The 14,993-nt window shown below is 70.7% G+C and carries 20 protein-coding genes; 12 read left to right on the forward strand and 8 right to left on the reverse strand.

The annotated features are described in order from the left end of the window. Positions 1–23 precede the first annotated feature (23 nt). From O9255_RS08815 to O9255_RS08825, 3 genes are read right to left on the reverse strand one after another with little or no spacing between them, the layout of a single operon-like run. Positions 24–1,433, reverse strand: a complete 1,410-nt coding sequence (locus O9255_RS08815; RefSeq protein WP_297866487.1) for an HDOD domain-containing protein — start codon at positions 1,431–1,433, stop codon at positions 24–26. A 6-nt stretch (positions 1,434–1,439) separates the two neighbouring features. Beyond that, positions 1,440–3,602 carry a prolyl oligopeptidase family serine peptidase gene (locus tag O9255_RS08820; protein WP_297866488.1) on the reverse strand — a complete coding sequence of 721 codons (2,163 nt, stop codon included), beginning with the start codon at positions 3,600–3,602 and terminating at the stop codon, positions 1,440–1,442. Between the two features lie 45 nt (positions 3,603–3,647). Continuing rightward, the gene (locus tag O9255_RS08825; protein ID WP_297866489.1) at positions 3,648–3,878 is read right to left on the reverse strand and encodes a hypothetical protein; all 231 of its coding nucleotides are present in this window, start codon (positions 3,876–3,878) and stop codon (positions 3,648–3,650) included. Between the two features lie 97 nt (positions 3,879–3,975). On the opposite strand from O9255_RS08825, the gene O9255_RS08830 reads away from it, so the two are divergent. From O9255_RS08830 to O9255_RS08860, 7 genes are all read left to right on the forward strand, one after another. After that, entirely contained in the window at positions 3,976–4,344 is a 369-nt protein-coding gene (locus O9255_RS08830) for a YkgJ family cysteine cluster protein (RefSeq protein ID WP_297866490.1), read from the forward strand. Between the two features lie 47 nt (positions 4,345–4,391). Further along, on the forward strand, positions 4,392–5,642 hold the full coding sequence (locus O9255_RS08835) for a patatin-like phospholipase family protein (RefSeq protein ID WP_297866491.1): 1,251 nt from the start codon (positions 4,392–4,394) through the stop codon (positions 5,640–5,642). Between the two features lie 92 nt (positions 5,643–5,734). Continuing rightward, positions 5,735–7,060, forward strand: a complete 1,326-nt coding sequence (gene icd / locus O9255_RS08840; RefSeq protein WP_297866492.1) for an isocitrate dehydrogenase (NADP(+)) — start codon at positions 5,735–5,737, stop codon at positions 7,058–7,060. A gap of 151 nt (positions 7,061–7,211) precedes the next feature. Then, positions 7,212–7,358, forward strand: a complete 147-nt coding sequence (locus O9255_RS08845; protein WP_297866493.1) for a lmo0937 family membrane protein — start codon at positions 7,212–7,214, stop codon at positions 7,356–7,358. Between the two features lie 31 nt (positions 7,359–7,389). Beyond that, complete coding sequence (locus O9255_RS08850) at positions 7,390–7,749, forward strand: DUF883 family protein (protein ID WP_297866494.1); 360 nt, start codon at positions 7,390–7,392, stop codon at positions 7,747–7,749. 47 nt (positions 7,750–7,796) lie between these two features. After that, the gene (locus O9255_RS08855; protein WP_297866495.1) at positions 7,797–8,156 is read left to right on the forward strand and encodes a phage holin family protein; all 360 of its coding nucleotides are present in this window, start codon (positions 7,797–7,799) and stop codon (positions 8,154–8,156) included. Continuing rightward, complete coding sequence (locus O9255_RS08860) at positions 8,153–8,416, forward strand: YqjK family protein (protein WP_297866496.1); 264 nt, start codon at positions 8,153–8,155, stop codon at positions 8,414–8,416. Before O9255_RS08855 ends, O9255_RS08860 begins: the two co-directional genes overlap by 4 nt. Positions 8,417–8,520: 104 nt before the next feature. Here the strand turns inward: O9255_RS08860 and O9255_RS08865 are convergent, their stop codons facing one another. Together O9255_RS08865 and O9255_RS08870 are read right to left on the reverse strand one after the other, a co-directional pair. Beyond that, positions 8,521–8,979 (reverse strand): hypothetical protein, encoded by a 459-nt coding sequence (locus tag O9255_RS08865; RefSeq protein ID WP_297866497.1) that lies wholly within the window; start codon positions 8,977–8,979, stop codon positions 8,521–8,523. Further along, the gene (locus tag O9255_RS08870) at positions 8,976–9,176 is read right to left on the reverse strand and encodes an entericidin A/B family lipoprotein (RefSeq protein WP_297866498.1); all 201 of its coding nucleotides are present in this window, start codon (positions 9,174–9,176) and stop codon (positions 8,976–8,978) included. Before O9255_RS08870 ends, O9255_RS08865 begins: the two co-directional genes overlap by 4 nt. A 130-nt stretch (positions 9,177–9,306) precedes the next feature. Between O9255_RS08870 and O9255_RS08875 the strand changes: the two genes are divergently transcribed. From O9255_RS08875 to O9255_RS08885, 3 genes are all read left to right on the forward strand, one after another. Then, positions 9,307–10,047, forward strand: a complete 741-nt coding sequence (locus O9255_RS08875) for a Crp/Fnr family transcriptional regulator (RefSeq protein ID WP_297866499.1) — start codon at positions 9,307–9,309, stop codon at positions 10,045–10,047. Between the two features lie 130 nt (positions 10,048–10,177). Next, positions 10,178–10,549, forward strand: a complete 372-nt coding sequence (locus O9255_RS08880) for a hypothetical protein (protein ID WP_297866500.1) — start codon at positions 10,178–10,180, stop codon at positions 10,547–10,549. A 427-nt stretch (positions 10,550–10,976) separates the two neighbouring features. Further along, positions 10,977–11,684, forward strand: coding sequence for a Crp/Fnr family transcriptional regulator (locus O9255_RS08885; protein ID WP_297866501.1), 708 nt, complete (start codon positions 10,977–10,979; stop codon positions 11,682–11,684). Positions 11,685–11,700: 16 nt separating this feature from the next. Here the strand turns inward: O9255_RS08885 and O9255_RS08890 are convergent, their stop codons facing one another. After that, positions 11,701–12,147 (reverse strand): hypothetical protein, encoded by a 447-nt coding sequence (locus O9255_RS08890; RefSeq protein ID WP_297866502.1) that lies wholly within the window; start codon positions 12,145–12,147, stop codon positions 11,701–11,703. Positions 12,148–12,193: 46 nt separating this feature from the next. Then, positions 12,194–12,634, reverse strand: coding sequence for a hypothetical protein (locus O9255_RS08895; protein ID WP_297866503.1), 441 nt, complete (start codon positions 12,632–12,634; stop codon positions 12,194–12,196). 126 nt (positions 12,635–12,760) lie between these two features. On the opposite strand from O9255_RS08895, the gene O9255_RS08900 reads away from it, so the two are divergent. Continuing rightward, positions 12,761–13,645 (forward strand): methyltransferase, encoded by an 885-nt coding sequence (locus O9255_RS08900; RefSeq protein WP_297866504.1) that lies wholly within the window; start codon positions 12,761–12,763, stop codon positions 13,643–13,645. Between the two features lie 130 nt (positions 13,646–13,775). Continuing rightward, the gene (locus O9255_RS08905; protein WP_297866505.1) at positions 13,776–14,180 is read left to right on the forward strand and encodes a PPC domain-containing protein; all 405 of its coding nucleotides are present in this window, start codon (positions 13,776–13,778) and stop codon (positions 14,178–14,180) included. Here O9255_RS08905 and O9255_RS08910 read toward each other — a convergent pair. Beyond that, on the reverse strand, positions 14,149–14,982 hold the full coding sequence (locus O9255_RS08910) for an EAL domain-containing protein (protein WP_297866506.1): 834 nt from the start codon (positions 14,980–14,982) through the stop codon (positions 14,149–14,151). The genes O9255_RS08905 and O9255_RS08910 overlap by 32 nt on opposite strands. Positions 14,983–14,993 lie beyond the last annotated feature (11 nt).

Below are 14,993 nucleotides of genomic sequence, written 5' to 3' on the forward strand. Positions count from 1 at the left end.
CAGGGCCTGAGACGTCGGCGCGCCTACTTCACGTGGCCGAGGGCGAGATTGGCTTGCTGGAGCAGCAGCGCGAACAGCGTGCGCGCGTCGTGATCGATGGCATCGCCGCTGACGGCGCGGTCGGCATGCAGCAGGCCGAGCACGCGGCCGTCGACCACCAGCGGCCCGAGCAGGGCTTCGCGGGCACCGAGGCGAGGCAGCCAGCGGCCGGTGTCGGGGGCCGTTGCGGTGAGGTGCTGCACGCGCGGCCGGGTCAGCAGGTCGAGCAGGTGGCCGCAGTCGCGCAGGGCCACCGGGAACGGGGCGGCGAACGCTTGGCGCTGCGCGGCCAGCGCTGAGCGAAGGCGCAGCTCGCTGCGGTCCGGCGAGAGCAGGGCGAACAGCACGCGGTCGAAGCCGGCGGCGCGCTGCAGGCCTTCCATCACCATCGACAACGCGACGCCCGGGTCCGCGCGGCCACTGGCCTGCAGCTCGGCGAGGTCGCGCAGAACGTCCAGCCCGAGCGCGGCATCGGCGCGGGCCGGCGCGGCCGGCGCGTCGTGTCCGGGCTCGTCGAGGCGCCGCGGCACCGGCAACAGGGCGCGTACCGCGGGATCGAACAACTCGTCGACGAGGGTGTCGCCCTGTTTGGCCTGGGCGGCCACTTGATCGCGCAACACCGCGGCATCGAGGTCGAAGGCCTTGGCGGCCTCCGCGAGCGCGTGGTCGAAGTCCTCGCGGCGTCCGCCCGGCTCGAGGGCATCCACCCAGCGCCGCGCGAGGCCGGCGGCGAGCCGGCCCGGCGTGTCGGCATCGCCCACTAGCAGGGGCGAGAGGCGAAGCTCGGCGTTCAGCACCAGCGAGAGGTCGTCGAGATCGAGGTCGATGTCGGTCCGTACGCGCTGCGCGGCCTGGAGCGGCGACTGCGCCGCATCCTGCCGCCACTCGGGCAGCCACTGCGGCACGACGCTCCAGAAGGCGAGGTGGCCGATGTCCTGCAGCAGCGCGGCGATGAACACCTCCTCCGGCGCGTCGATGCCCGCCAACTCGGCGAGCGCGCGGGCCTGCACCGCGGTGCGCAGCGCGCGCGCCGCCTCGGCCGCGGCCTGCGCGCAGCCGGCGTGCCGGCCGCCGAGCACATCGAGCACGGCGATGCCGAGCGCGATCTCGCGCACCACGTCGAAGCCGAGCAGGGCGACCGCGCGGCTCACGGTGCGGATGCGCTGGCCGTGCGGGTTGTGCAGCCGGCTGGAGGCGAGCCGCAGCACGCGCGTGGTCATGCCGGCATCGCGAAGGATCAGCGCGGCGAGGTCGGTGCCCGAGGTGTCGTCATCGCGCGCGCACTCGCTGATGCCCTGCGCCGTGCGCGCGAGCGCGGGCAACTGCTGCGCGAGCAGCGCCTTGGCCCAGCCGGCCGTGCCCTGCGGGAGTCCGCTGCGTTCCGAACCGGCCATGGGGCCTCAGGGCGCCGGGGGCCGCGGGTGCTTGATCTCGAACGGCGGCACCGCGTCGTCCGGGGTGAAGCCGAACACCGCGCCGTAGAACGCCAGCTCGGCCTCCTGCGCGCGGATGATGTTCTCGGCCTTGCGGAAGCCGTGCTGCTCGCCCTCGAACTCGAAGTAGGCGTGCATCACGCCCTTGGCGTCGAGCGCCTCGACGATCTTGCGGCTCTGGTCGGGCGTGACGATGCGATCCTCGGAGCCTTGGAACGTGATCAGCGGTTCGCTGAAACCGTCGAGGTGGAAGATCGGCGAGCGCGCGCGGTACAGCGCCTCGTCCGGCGGGCCGACCAGCGACACGTCGTACTTGCTCTCGAACTTGTGGCTGGTGGCGGCGAGCCCGGCGATGTCGCTGACGCCGAAGTAGTTGGCGCCCGCCTTGAAGCGGTCGGTGAAGGCCAGTGCCGCGAGCGTGGTGAAGCCGCCGGCGCTGCCGCCGCGGATGGCCACCTTGTCCGCGTCGACCTTGCCCTGCGCCACGAGGAAATCCACGGCCGCCACGGCGTCCTGCACGTCGACCACGCCCCACTGCCCGTTGAGGCGCTTGCGGTAGTCGCGGCCGTAGCTGGTGGAGCCACCGTAGTTGACGTCGACGATGGCGAAGCCGCGGCTGGTCCAGTACTGGCGCGACATCGAGAACGTCGGCTTCGACACCGAGGTGGGGCCGCCGTGGATGGTGACGATCAGCGGCGGCTTCTCGCCGTCCGGCCCGCGGAAGCCCGGGTTGGTCGGCGGGTAGTAGGTGGCGTGCGCGGTGCGCGCCGCGCCGTCCGGGCCAGCGGCGGTGGGGAACTCGATGCGCTCGCCCACCGAGACGAGGTCGGTCGGGATGCCGAGTGCGTTCGGCTGGTGCAGGCGCTCGACCGCGCCGGTGGCCGGCGTCACCGCGAGGATGGCGCCTTCATCGGCGGCGGCCGCCGCGCTGGTGATGATCCGGCCTTGCGCATCGAGCGACACATCGCCGAAAGCGACGAAGGGCAGGTCGATCGCGCGGTAGGCGCCGCTGGCGAGGTCGAGTTCACCGAGTTCGTCGACGGCGTTGAGGCTGGTGCGCACATAGGCCTTGCCATCGCCGGCGAGCACGTAGGTCTGCATGCCGAGCGACCACAGCGCGCCGCCGAACTCGCGTTCCATCGGGGCCACGGCGCGCGCGGCGCTGCCGTCCCAGGCGTAGAGGTTCCACCAGCCGCTGGTCTCGTCGATGAAGTACAGCGTGCCGTCTGCGTCCCACTGCGGCTCGAGCACGGCGGTCTCGCCGCCGGCCACGCGCTGCGGTTCGCCCAGGGAGCCGTCGGCGGCCACCGCGGCCACGTGCAGCGTCGTGCGGTCCCACGGCATGTCCGGGTGGTTCCAGGCGATGAAGGCGAGCTTCGCGCCGTCGGCGGAGAGCCGCGGATAACCGACGAAATCGGTGCCGGTGAACAGCACGGTGCCGGCGGCCGCCGTCGAGGCGGCATCGTGTGCGGCCAGCGCGTCGGCATCGGGGACGGTCACGCGCACGATCTCGTTGCGCTCCTCGCCGTTGGCCTGCTTCGTGGCCTCGGTGTGGTCCTCGCGCACGCAGACGAGCGCGCCGCGCGCGGCATCGACCACGCAATCGCTGTACTGGTACTTCTCCGGCGTGATCGCCACCGGCGCGGCCTCGCCCTGCTGCACGTAGAGGCGCTGGTCGGCGAAGTTCGCGAAGACGATGCGCTCGCCCATCACCCAGTAGCTGCTGCCGCCGTACTCCTGCACGCGGGTGCGGACGCTGAAGCCTTCGGGCGTCAGCGTGGCGGGCTGGCCGTCGGCGCCGAGGGTGCGCAGCACCTGGCGGCCGCCCTCGTCCGGGCGACTTTCGCGCCAGAACACCTTGCCGTCGAAGACACGCACGTCGCTGGTGCCGACCGCGGCCTTGGCGAGGTCGCCGGCGGCGATCGGGCTGGCCCAGCTGCCGAAGGGCGCCGCGGTGACGGGCGCGGGGCTGCGGCCTGCGGCATCAGCGCCGCCCGCGCTGTCGCCACCCCCGCCCACGACACCGGTGCAGCCGGTGGCGAAGAGCCCGGTGCCCAGCGCCAAGGCGAGCGCGCGACGCGCGGGCAATGAACGCGGGAAGGACGAAGGCGAGGGGCGATGAGGTGACATGGAGGGTCCTCGGGAGTGAGGACCCCACTGTGCCAGAGCCGGGCCTCAGAGCCGCGTGCGCGAACGCAGCCAGCGCACCGCTTCCTCGCGGCAGCCCAACAGCTGCGCGGCCATGAACACCGACTCCACGCCGCCGCGGGCGCGCAGCCAGGTGTCGCGGTCCTCCCACACCCGGCGGGCCCAGATCAGGGCGTCCTCGCCATCGAGGCGCGGCGCGGTGTCGCGCTCGCCGTCGAGGCGGGGCAGGGGGTTGGCGGCGGAGGTCCGGAAGTTCATGGATCCAGACTGCGCGCCCTCGGCCGACCCCACAGTCAGCCGTCGTCCGACGCTCGTGTAGGAAAATGCTGACCCCGCCTCGCGACATCCACCGCTCATGGCCGCCCCGATCCACCCTTGCCAACGCTGCGGTGCCTGCTGCGCGGCGTTTCGCGTGGCCTTCCACTGGAGCGAGGCGGCGCCGCACACGCTGCACGGTCCGGACGAGGCGCTGACGGTGCAGGTGCGTCCTTTCGAGGTCGCCATGCGCGGCACCGAGGCCGGCACGGCCCTGCGCTGCGTGGCCTTGCAGGGCGAGTTGGGGCGCGACGTCACCTGCACGATCTACGACCGTCGCCCTTCGCCCTGCCGGGCGCTGCAGGCCGCCTGGGAACACGGCGAGCCCAGCCCGCAATGCGACCGGGCACGGGCCCGCCACGGACTGCCACCGCTGACGCCGGCCGACTTCACGACGGGCGCGGGCTGAGCGCACACTCCGGCGACGCCGCCCCGTCGTGTGGCCGAGGAGCTGTGATGGCCGAGACGCCGACCCGCCGCCCGCCCATCACGGGACTCGTCCTCACCGGCGGCGGCGCCCGCGCGGCCTACCAGGCCGGCGTGCTTCGCGGCATCGAGCGCATCCGCACCGAATGCGGCGCCTCCCACGGCCCGACCGGCAACCCCTTCGCGGTGATGACCGGCACCTCCGCGGGCGCGATCAACGCTGCCGCGTTGGCGAGTTACGCCGACGAGTACTCGAAGGCGGTCGAGCGCCTGCATCGCATCTGGCACGGCTTCCAAGCGCACCACGTGTACCGCGCCGACGCCTTCGGCGTGGTCCGCAGCGGCGCGCGCTGGCTGACGCTGTTCACCGTCGGCTGGGCGGTGGCGCGCTGGCGCCGCGCAAAGCCGAAGTCGCTGCTCGACAACACCCCGCTGGCCGAACTGCTGGCCGAACTGCTGCCACTGGAGCGCATCCCCTCGCTGGTGCAGCGCGGCGTGCTGCGCGCCTTCGGGGTCACTGCGTCGAGCTACACCGCCGGCACCCACGTCACCTTCTACGACGCGGCCGAGTCGCAGAAGCCGTGGGTGCGCTCGCAGCGTGTCGCCGTACCCGGCCGCATCACGCTCACCCACCTGTTGGCCTCCTCGGCGATCCCTTTCGTGTTTCCCGCGCAGGCCCTGCCCTTCGATGGCCAGGACCACTGGTTCGGTGATGGCTCGATGCGGCAGACGGCGCCGCTTTCGGCGGCCATCCACCTCGGCGCCGATCGTCTGCTGGTGATCGGCGCGGGTCGCCTGCACGAGCCGCCCGGCGAGAAGCGCGCGGCGGGCGGCTACCCCACGCTCGCGCAGATCGGTGGCCACGCGCTGTCGAACATCTTCCTCGACGCCCTCGCCGTGGACATCGAGCGCGCCCAGCGCATCAACGCCACGTTGTCGCTGCTGCCCGCCGAGCTGCGCGCGCATTCCATGCTGCGGCCGTTGGAGATGCTGGTCATCTCGCCCAGCCAGCGCATCGACGATATTGCGGTGCGGCATATCGCCGCGCTGCCGTCGCCGGTCCGCACGATGCTGCGCGCCGTCGGCGTCAGCCAGAGCATGGGCGAAGCGCGCGGCACCGGCGCGGGCGGCGGCGCGCTGGCCAGCTACCTGCTGTTCGAGTCCGACTTCACCCGCGAACTGATCGCCCTCGGCGAAGCCGACGCGATGGCCCGCGCCGACGAGGTGCGGGCGTTCTTCCACTGGCCGGCCAGCGGCATGGCGCTGCCCGGCGCCGCCTGAGGCCGTCTGCTCACGTCGAATTAACCCCCGGCGCTTTCCCCCGGCGCCCCGGAACCGCGACAATGCCGGTTCACGCGCTCACTGGAGGCCCCATGTCGCACACGCCCACGCCGCCCGCCGGCGGCGAGAAGATCACCATCCAAGGCGGGAAGCTCCACGTCCCGAACCATCCGATCGTTCCCTTCATCGAAGGTGACGGCATCGGCCCGGACATCTGGCGCGCCTCGGTGCGCGTGCTCGACGCGGCCGTGGCCAAGGCCTACGGCGGCGCGAAGAAGATCCACTGGATGGAAGTGCTGGCCGGCGAGAAGGCCTTCAACCTGACGCAGAACTGGCTGCCCGACGCCACCGTCGACGCCTGCCGCGACTACCTCGTGAGCATCAAGGGCCCGCTGACCACGCCGGTGGGCGGCGGCATCCGCTCGCTCAATGTCGCGCTGCGCCAGATGCTCGACCTCTACGTCTGCCTGCGCCCGGTGCGCTGGTTCGACGGCGTGCCCTCGCCGGTGAAGCGTCCGCAGGACACCGACATGACGATCTTCCGTGAGAACACGGAGGACATCTACGCCGGCATCGAGTTCGAGCCGGGCTCGCCCGACGCGCAGAAGGTGCTCGACTTCCTCGCCAAGGAATTCCCGAAGCCCTTCGACAAGATCCGTTTCGGCACGCAGGCCAAGAACGATGCGTGGACGAAGCAGCTCGAGTCGATCGGTTCGCCGGCGCGTTCGCTGCCGGTGCAGGTCGGTATCGGCATCAAGCCGGTCAGCTACCTCGGCACCGAGCGCCTCGTGCACAGCGCCATCGGCTACGCGATCCAGAACAAGCGCAAGTCGGTCACGTTGGTCCACAAGGGCAACATCATGAAGTTCTCGGAAGGCGCCTTCCGTGACTTCGGTTACCACGTGGCCCGCGAGTTCTTCGGTGCGGTGCCGCTGGACGGCGGCCCGTGGCACGTGATCCCGGAAGGCAAGCCGGGTGCCGGCCTCGTCATCAAGGACGCGATTGCGGATGCCTTCCTGCAGCAGATCCTGCTGCGCCCGAAGGACTACGACGTCGTCGCCACGCTGAACCTCAACGGCGACTACCTCTCCGACGCCCTCGCCGCGCAGGTCGGCGGCATCGGCATCGCGCCGGGCGCCAACATCAACTACGTCACCGGCCACGCGGTGTTCGAGGCCACGCACGGCACCGCGCCGAAGTACGCGGGCCAGGACAAGGTCAACCCGGGCTCGGTCATCCTCTCCGGCGAGATGATGCTGCGCTACATGGGCTGGACCGAAGCCGCCGACGCCATCATCAAGGCGATGGACGGCGCGATCGGCAGCAAGCGCGTCACCTACGACTTCGCCCGCCTCATGGAAGGTGCGACCGAAGTGAAGTGCAGCGAGTTCGCCGACGAGATCATCAAGCATCTCTGATCGGAAACGCCGACATCGCGACACCAGAACGGGGCGCTCCATGCGCCCCGTTTTTTTGCTGCGTGCGCCACCGCACCGTCATTCCGAAGGGCCCAGCGCATCCTCCATCGACCGCCGCGATGCCTCCATCGGGCGCACCGGAGCCGCCCCCATGCTCGAGACCGTCGCCATCCTGCTCATCCTTCTGTGGGCCTTGGGCTACTTCACGGCCTACACGATGGGCGGCTTGATCCACCTGCTGCTCGTCATCGCCGTGGTGATCATCGTCATCCGGCTGCTTCGCGGACAGCGCGTATGAACCTCGTTTCCTTCCCCCCAGGAGTCTCCCCATGAATCCCCTCGAAAAGACCCTCGACAAGTCCAATGCCATCGTCACCGACCGAAGCGCACCGTCGCTGTCGATGGAACCGCTGATCGCCGATGTCCGCACCGCGATGTCGGACGCCGAGGCGCTGCTGAAGGCCACCGCGCAGCACGGCGGTGAAGCCCTCGACGGCATCCGTGCCCGCACGCGCGAGTCGATGCGCACCGTGAACCTGCGGATCGCCGATGCCCAGCAGGCCGTCGCCACGCAGGCGCGTGACGCGGCCAAGGCCACAGACCGTTACGTGCACCAGAACCCATGGACCGCCATCGGCATCGGTGCCGGCGTCGGCCTTCTGATGGGCTTTCTGTTGCGGCGCCGGTGAGCGAGGTGGTCGCGGACGGCGCATCTCTACCCCGTCGGCGCGGCCTGATGGCCGCGCTGGCAGACCTCGCAGCCACGATGGTGGCGATCGCGAAAACGCGGCTCGCCTTGATGGAAGTCGACCTCGACCAGGCGCTCTTGCGCCTGGTCGTTTTGTTGTCGTGGTGCGCCGCTGCGTTGTTCGCGTTCGTGTTGGCCGTCGCGGCCGGCTTGGCTGCCGCCGTACTCGCTGTCGCCAGCGAGGACCGGGTCGCCGTGCTCGTCGGCGCGGCCTTTGTCCTTCTGCTCCTCGGGGCGGCCTCCGTGGCCGTGGCCCTGGAGCGCATTCGCCGCGCGCCGCGCTGGTTCGCGGCCACGCTCGAGGAACTGGGCAAAGACCAGGCCATCCTGCGCGCCTCGCCGCCATGACCTCGCGTTTGGCGGTTCGTCAGGGCGAGCTCGCGGCGCAGGCCCAAGCCCAGCGCATCCAACTGGCCGTGCAGTTCGTCCAGTGTTCGGGCCCGCTGCACGCGGCCGATCGCGTCATGGACGCCGTGGCCTTGGCCCGGCGCCATCCGATCGTAAGCCTGCTCGCCCTGCTGCTCGCGATCCGGCTGTGGGCGCCGGCCCGCAGGCTCGGGCTGTTTCCGCTGCTCGGCCTGATCGCAAGGCGCTGGGTCGGCGCGTGAGAGGGTGATGTGGACGGCATGGCGCGCACCGCCAATGAAGACGGGGCCCTGAGAGGGCCCCGTCTTGTGGCACCGGCAGCGGCCATCCGCCGCCAGTCTGTCCCTCAGTCCTGGCGTTTCGCCTCCGCCAGCGCGGCATCGCGGTCGGCAATGGCCCGTGTCTCCTCCACCGCACGCGTTGCATCGACCTCGCTCTTGCAGGCTGTCCGGTCGACGCCGCCGAGGGCCTCGCACTTCTCCATGGCCACACGCGCTCGGGCGTCCGCTTCCTTCGTCGCGAGGGTGAAGTTCGCTTCCGCCCTCTCGGCGAGGACATCCGCGGTCGCGGAGCCCATGTCGTCCTGCGCGTCGATCATGGCCTCGTCGCGCTTCTGTTCCGCATCGACGAGTTCCTCGTCCGCCTCTTCCATGGTGGCCTCGGCTTCGTCGCGGGCTTCGGCAATGTCATCGCTGGCTTCCGCGCGTTCGGTGGCGAGGTCTTCCGCGGCGTCCGAGCGCGATTTCTGGCATCCGGCCGAGAGCACGAGTGCCAAGCCGATGATCGGGATCAGGGTCGTTCTCACAGGGATTCTCCTTCGCGGCCGTCGTCTTTCTTTTCGTCGTCCATGTGCTCCTCGGCTTCGTCCTGGATCTTGTCGCCGACGGCTTCGGTGTCCTTGCCGACGCCGCGCATCGTGTTGCACGCGCCCAGCATCAGCGTGGCCGCCAGGGCCAGGCCGATCATCAGGACGTTCCGGGGGTGGGGGGATCGGGGGGTCATGGCAGGCTCCGCTGGTCGAGGGGAGGCCAGCATTGCCGCGATCCGGGCCCGCGTCGGTGCGGCGCCACACACACGCCTGTGTTCGATACCGCACATTGGCCGTGAAGGCGTCGGCGTATGCTCGATGGGCATGCCCAACGCCCCCCGCCCCGAACGCAACCACCTGCTCGATGCCTTGCCCGATGCGGTGCGGCAGCGCCTGTTTCCGAAACTCGAACGCGTGCCCCTCCCGCTCGGGAAAGTGCTCTACGAGTCCGGCGATGCGATGCGCTACGCCTACTTCCCCACGGACAGCATCGTCTCCTTGCTCTACGTGCTGGAAGACGGCGCCTCCGCGGAGATCTCGGTGGTCGGCAACGAAGGCATGGTCGGCGTCGCGCTGTTCATGGGCGGCGCCAGCACGCCGAGTCGCGCGGTGGTGCAGAGTGCGGGCTGGGCCTATCGCCTCGCCGGCCCAGTATTGATGGAGGAGTTCAATCGCCACGGCGATCTGCTCCTGTTGCTGCTGCGCTACACCCAGGCGCTGCTCACCCAGATGGCCCAGACCGCGGTCTGCAACCGCCACCATTCCATCGACCAGCAGCTCTGCCGTTGGCTGCTGCTCTCCGTTGATCGTCTCGACGGCCCTGTTCTCCAGATGACGCAGGAGCTGATCGCCAACATGCTGGGGGTGCGCCGCGAGGGCGTCACCGAAGCGGCGGGCAAGCTGCAGAAGCAGGGGCTGATCGAGTACAGCCGTGGCCACATCACCGTGGTGGATCGCCCGGGGCTCGAGGCGCGCTGCTGCGAGTGCTACGCCGTCGTCAAGCACGAGTACGACCGCTTGTTGCACTACGTGCCCTCAAGCGTTCCGCACACGCCCGCCCGCTAGGCGGGAGCGTCGTCGACCATCGCTGCGTGGCGTAGCGCACCGATGTTCTTCCACGGGAAGCGCAGTCTCGATGTCCGGCCCACGCCGGCCCGCCGCCTCCTGGCCCGGGAACCCCTATCGAGACCCCCCCATGACCACCGCAAAGAACACGCATGAAGTCCCCGCCAAGGGCGCAATGCCGCAGCCCACGCCGGCGTTCAATCTCCCCGATGGCGAGGCGCTCTCCCACGCCGCCGCCGCGGCCCCGACCGCTGCCAAGGGCGACGATGCCCTGATGGGCCAGCCGTCCGACATCACCGCGAAGTCGAAGGGCGGCCGCGGCCCGTGGAGCACCCAGGTGGGTGCGGCACGCGCGGAATGGACCAAGATCAGCGCCGACGAACTGCTGAAGACCAACGGCCAGGCGGCCGATCTCGCGTCGCTCGTCGAGAAGCGCTACGGCGTCAAGCGCTCGGAGGCCGACGGCCAGGTGGCGCGATTCCTCGCGCGCCACACCGTCTGACGCTGTGCCCTCCACGAACGCCCGGGTCGGTCGGATGAAGACCTATGGACATCGTCGGCGCGTTCCCGTGCGGAGCGCGCCCTGTCCCGGCGAACGGGAGGAGCGTCGCGCCACGAGTCCGGCGCTGCGCTGCGATCGAAAGACGCCGGGTGGCGTCTGCAGAAGCCGGTGGAGCAGCCTGGAGCCGATTCGATGACCGCCGAGCACGAGGGGGTCCATCCGCTGCCGCGGGTGGGCCCCGTACCGATGATTCACTGGGAAAACGGACGGGCGTGCGCCGGCCCTCGGCCGACGCGCCCCGTCGTGTTGCCCGAGAGGGCGATCGCCCCGATTGAAGAGGCGCTTTCCGCCCAGCCCCCACTGTCGCGAGGTTCCGGCGACGCCTGACGGAGGGCGTCCCTCCTCCGATGCCCACGAGGAAACGCCCTTGGCCATCCCGAAACCTTCGCGTCGTGGCAACGCCCTGCTGGGCCAATTGCCTCGCGCGCTCGGCGAGCGGTTCCTGGCGCAATGCGACGAGGTTGAACTGACCGTTGACGAGCCCTTGGTTTTCGCCGGTCGGCGCCATCCCCAGGTCCACTTCCCGCAGGGCGGCCTGATCGGCTTGCTGGCCCACGTGCACGGGCATGAGGCGCTGGAAGTCGCCGTGATCGGCCGCGAAGGCGTCGATGGCGCGATGCTCGCTCTGGGAGGTGCGCCGTCGGCGACGCGCTCCGTCGTCCTCGTCGGAGGTCGCGCATGGCGGATCGGCGTGCCGCGATTCCGCGCCGAACTCGACGCCAGTGCGACCCTGCGCCAGCTCGTGGACCAATCGGTGACCCGCCTGTTCGCGCAGGTCGCGCAGGCCGTTCCCTGCACGCGCTTCCATTCGCTGCCCTCGCGCCTCGCGCTATGGCTACTGCGCGCCCAGGACCGATTGGGAGGCTCGGAGCTCCGCTTCACCCACCTGCGCCTCGCCGGCTTGTTGGGCGTGCAGCGCAGCGCCGTCACGATCGCCGCGGGGCAACTGCATCGCGCCGGGATCATCCGGTACGCGCGCGGCGAACTGCAGATCCTCGACCGCGATCGCCTCGAGGCTGCCGCCTGCGCCTGCTATTCGATCGGCCGTCGCCACCGGGCGCGCGCCACGCCTTGAAGCGCCGTGCGGCGCCTCAGGGTGCGCGATCGCCAAGCACGTCCAGGGCCCAGGCGGCCGCCGCGGCCTCGTCGTCGAAGCCACGGAAGGGGACGTCGATGGCGGCGTAGATCGCCGTGATCTTCGGCAACATCAAGGCCCAGCCTTCGACGTCGCCGTCTTTCACCCAAGCCGCGCCGATCTGTCGGGAAGAACCCAGCCTGCGGCTGCGCACGCTGGCGTCGAGCGCCGCCCAGGCGTCGGGCGGGGCGAGGATGCTGCGGCTCATGCGCGCGATCACCACGAAGCGCCCGCCGGGTTCGACGCCCGCCACCAGTTGCGCCATGCGCCGCGCATAGGCGGCCACGGCCTCGACGTTGAATGGGCCTGCGCCAGCGGCGCGGATGATCGCGCCGTCCTTCACCACCTCGATATCGCCGTGGGCGGGGAACGGTCCCGTTCCGGGTTCGGAAGGCTCTGGCACGAAGGACTCGCCCGTGACGTGGGGAGGCCGAGACTAACGCGTCGGCTCAGCCTAGGGCGTCGTCGAGGTGTCGACGCGCCCACGTTTCCGCCGCCCGGCGTTCGCCGAAGACCTCGAAGCGGCGTCCGGCCGCGGCGAACAGGGCGCGTGCGCGCGGCAGCAGGAGGGCGGCGCCTTCCACGTCCGCAGCGACGATCCACACCGTGGCCAGCACGCGCATGCCGCTGGCGCTGGTGGCCCGGATCGTGGCCCCGAGCGCCTCCCAGGCTTCGGGCGTGTAGACGAGGGTGCCGCGCATCTCGCAGACGTTCACCACCGGCGTGCCCTCGGGCAAGCCGCGGTAGCCCTCGAGCATCGTGCGAGTGAGCACTTCGATCCCTTCGACGTTGAAGGGGCCGCTCACGACGACTTGCAGGAAACCGTCGTCCCAGCGGGCCGCGGTCTGCCCGTGCGGGGTGAAGCGCGGCGCGGGAGGGGGCTTCGCCATGGCGGTGTGGCCGGCCTTCACCAAGTCGGCCGTTGCCGGCCGGGGGCGCCACCGTAGCGCGCCTTGCCACGCCCGTAACGCGGCCCTGCGCAACCTTCACGCCTCTTCACGCTACGAGGTTCCGCCATGCGCCGCTCCCTGCTCTGCATCGCCCTGCTTGCCGCCGTTGCTGCTCCCACCGCCTTCGCGCACAACCATGGCGGCGACGCCAAGCCGGCCGACGCTGCCGCCCAAGACGCGCACGAGCAGGCCAAGGCCGCGCTGGATGCCGCGATCGCCGGCGAGTGGCGCACGCCCGCCAACGTCGCCCGCGACGGCTTCCGCCATCCCGGGCCGACCCTGGCCTTCTTCGGCCTGCAGCCCGGCATGAACGTCGTGGAAGTCAGCCCCGGCAGCGGCGCGTGGTGGACGGAGATCCTTGCCCCCTGGATCAAGCAGGGTGGTGGAACCTACGTCGCGGCGATCACCGATCCGGCGAAGACCACCTCGGACCGCGCCCGCGAGTACTTCACCGCCGACAACGCGAAGTTCCGCGAGCACCTCGCCAAGTCGCCGGGCCAATTCGATGGCGTGAAGTTCGTTGAAGTCGATCCGGCGGCGCCGGTCTATGGCACTCCCGGTTCGGCGGACGCCGTCCTCACGTTCCGCAACCTGCACGGCTGGATGCGCAATGGCCAGGCCGAAGCCCAGATGAAGGCCTTCTTCGAGGTGCTGAAGCCGGGCGGCGTGCTGGGCCTCGAGCAGCACCGCGCGAACGCCGACGTGCCGCGCGAGCAGATCAACGGTTACGTCAGCGAGGCCCAGGTGATCGCGCTCGCCCAAGGTGCCGGCTTCGTTCTCGAGGAGCGGAGCGAAATCAACGCCAATCCGAAGGACACGAAGGACCACCCGAACGGCGTGTGGACGCTGCCGCCGTCCCTCGACGTGCCGGAAGGCGAGGACAAGGCGAAGTACGAGGCCATCGGCGAGTCCGACCGCATGACGCTGCGCTTCCGCAAGCCGGCGGCCTGAACAAGAAACTGAACGCGAGGCGCCTTGCCCGGAAACCGCCCGATCCGCCCATGGTGGAAGCCGGGTGAAGGCGCCTAGACTCCTTTCACGCCGCCCCATCCGGGGCGGCGAGCCCCCAAGGAGACCCCCGATGCGTCGTTTCGCCCTTGCCCTCGCCACGCTCACCTTTGCCGGCCTCGCGGCTGCCGCCCCCGAAACCATCCGCGTCGGCCAGACCGTGCAGGGTGAGCTCACCGCCAACGACTCGCCGCGCGACGACGGTGGCGTGAGCCGCGACTACAAGGTCGAAGCCCGCACCGGCCAGTTCCTGATCGTGTCGGTGACCTCGGAAGACTTCGATGGCGTGGTGACGGTGTTCAACCCGGACCGCACCAAGGCGATCGAGAACGACGACCGCGCCGACGGCAACCTCAACCCGCTCGCCGTGGTCGAGACCGCGCAGGACGGCAACTACACGATCCGCGTCGGTTCGCTGGGCAGCGGCGACGAGTCGATGGGCAAGTTCACGCTGAAGGTGATGGCGTTCTCGGAGTGATCCGCGCGCCGCGCAGGTAATCCCCCGCCCGCTCCTCGCTGAGCGGGCGGCTGTAGAGGAAGCCCTGGAACAGGTCGCAGTCGAAGCCCGCGAGGCGCTTCGCCTGTGCCTCGTTCTCCACGCCCTCGGCGACCACGCCGAAACCCAGGCGATGGGCCAGGGCGATCACGCCGGCGCACAGGCTGGCGTCGCGACGATCGCGGTCGACGTGCTGCACGAACACGCGGTCGAGCTTGAGCTGGTGCACCGGCAGGTGGCGGAAGTGCGCCATCGACGACCAGCCGGTGCCGAAATCATCGATCGACAGCCGCGCCCCCGCATCACGCAGCGCGCGCAGCCGCGCGATCGCTTCGTCCGGCGCGTCCATCAGCATGGCCTCCGTCACCTCGAGCTCCAGCCGGCCGGGGCCGAGGCCGTGGTCGCGCAGCAGCTGGCGCAGGCGCTCGGGCAGCGCCGGGTCGCGCAGCTGGCCCGGCGAGAGGTTCACCGACACCGACACGGCACCGAGGCCTGCGGCCTCCCACGCCGCTATCTGCCGGCAGGCCTCCGTCATCACCCAACGCCCGAGCAGCGGCGCGAGCCCGAGTTCGCCGAGCCGCGGGATGAACTGGCCCGGCGGCACCAGGCCGCGCGTCGGATGGCGCCAGCGCACCAGTGCTTCGAAACCGGCGAAGCCGCCGTCGGGGCATCGCACCTTCGGCTGATAGTGCAGTTCGAAGTCGCCGGCCGACACCGCGGCGCGCAATTCGTGGTCGAAGGACTCGCCGCTGGGGGGCGCGGTGCTCGGTGCGGGGGCGGGCATGGCGTACTCGG

Origin of the sequence: Silanimonas sp. (assembly GCF_027530345.1) — a bacterium.
Classification (GTDB): Bacteria; Pseudomonadota; Gammaproteobacteria; order Xanthomonadales; family Xanthomonadaceae; genus Silanimonas.

Bases quoted from the DNA above. Each gene is read 5' to 3' on its own strand.
- O9255_RS08830 (WP_297866490.1), top strand. From the start codon at position 3,976: ATGGCCGCCCCGATCCACCCTTGCCAACGCTGCGGTGCCTGCTGCGCG.
- O9255_RS08855 (WP_297866495.1), top strand. From the start codon at position 7,797: ATGGCCGCGCTGGCAGACCTCGCAGCCACGATGGTGGCGATCGCGAAA.
- O9255_RS08880 (WP_297866500.1), top strand. From the start codon at position 10,178: ATGACCACCGCAAAGAACACGCATGAAGTCCCCGCCAAGGGCGCAATG.
- O9255_RS08820 (WP_297866488.1), bottom strand. From the start codon at position 3,602: ATGTCACCTCATCGCCCCTCGCCTTCGTCCTTCCCGCGTTCATTGCCC.
- O9255_RS08815 (WP_297866487.1), bottom strand. From the start codon at position 1,433: ATGGCCGGTTCGGAACGCAGCGGACTCCCGCAGGGCACGGCCGGCTGG.
- O9255_RS08910 (WP_297866506.1), bottom strand. From the start codon at position 14,982: ATGCCCGCCCCCGCACCGAGCACCGCGCCCCCCAGCGGCGAGTCCTTC.
- O9255_RS08875 (WP_297866499.1), top strand. From the start codon at position 9,307: ATGCCCAACGCCCCCCGCCCCGAACGCAACCACCTGCTCGATGCCTTG.
- O9255_RS08870 (WP_297866498.1), bottom strand. From the start codon at position 9,176: ATGACCCCCCGATCCCCCCACCCCCGGAACGTCCTGATGATCGGCCTG.
- O9255_RS08895 (WP_297866503.1), bottom strand. From the start codon at position 12,634: ATGGCGAAGCCCCCTCCCGCGCCGCGCTTCACCCCGCACGGGCAGACC.
- icd (WP_297866492.1), top strand. From the start codon at position 5,735: ATGTCGCACACGCCCACGCCGCCCGCCGGCGGCGAGAAGATCACCATC.
- O9255_RS08845 (WP_297866493.1), top strand. From the start codon at position 7,212: ATGCTCGAGACCGTCGCCATCCTGCTCATCCTTCTGTGGGCCTTGGGC.
- O9255_RS08825 (WP_297866489.1), bottom strand. From the start codon at position 3,878: ATGAACTTCCGGACCTCCGCCGCCAACCCCCTGCCCCGCCTCGACGGC.
- O9255_RS08860 (WP_297866496.1), top strand. From the start codon at position 8,153: ATGACCTCGCGTTTGGCGGTTCGTCAGGGCGAGCTCGCGGCGCAGGCC.
- O9255_RS08900 (WP_297866504.1), top strand. From the start codon at position 12,761: ATGCGCCGCTCCCTGCTCTGCATCGCCCTGCTTGCCGCCGTTGCTGCT.
- O9255_RS08905 (WP_297866505.1), top strand. From the start codon at position 13,776: ATGCGTCGTTTCGCCCTTGCCCTCGCCACGCTCACCTTTGCCGGCCTC.
- O9255_RS08835 (WP_297866491.1), top strand. From the start codon at position 4,392: ATGGCCGAGACGCCGACCCGCCGCCCGCCCATCACGGGACTCGTCCTC.
- O9255_RS08850 (WP_297866494.1), top strand. From the start codon at position 7,390: ATGAATCCCCTCGAAAAGACCCTCGACAAGTCCAATGCCATCGTCACC.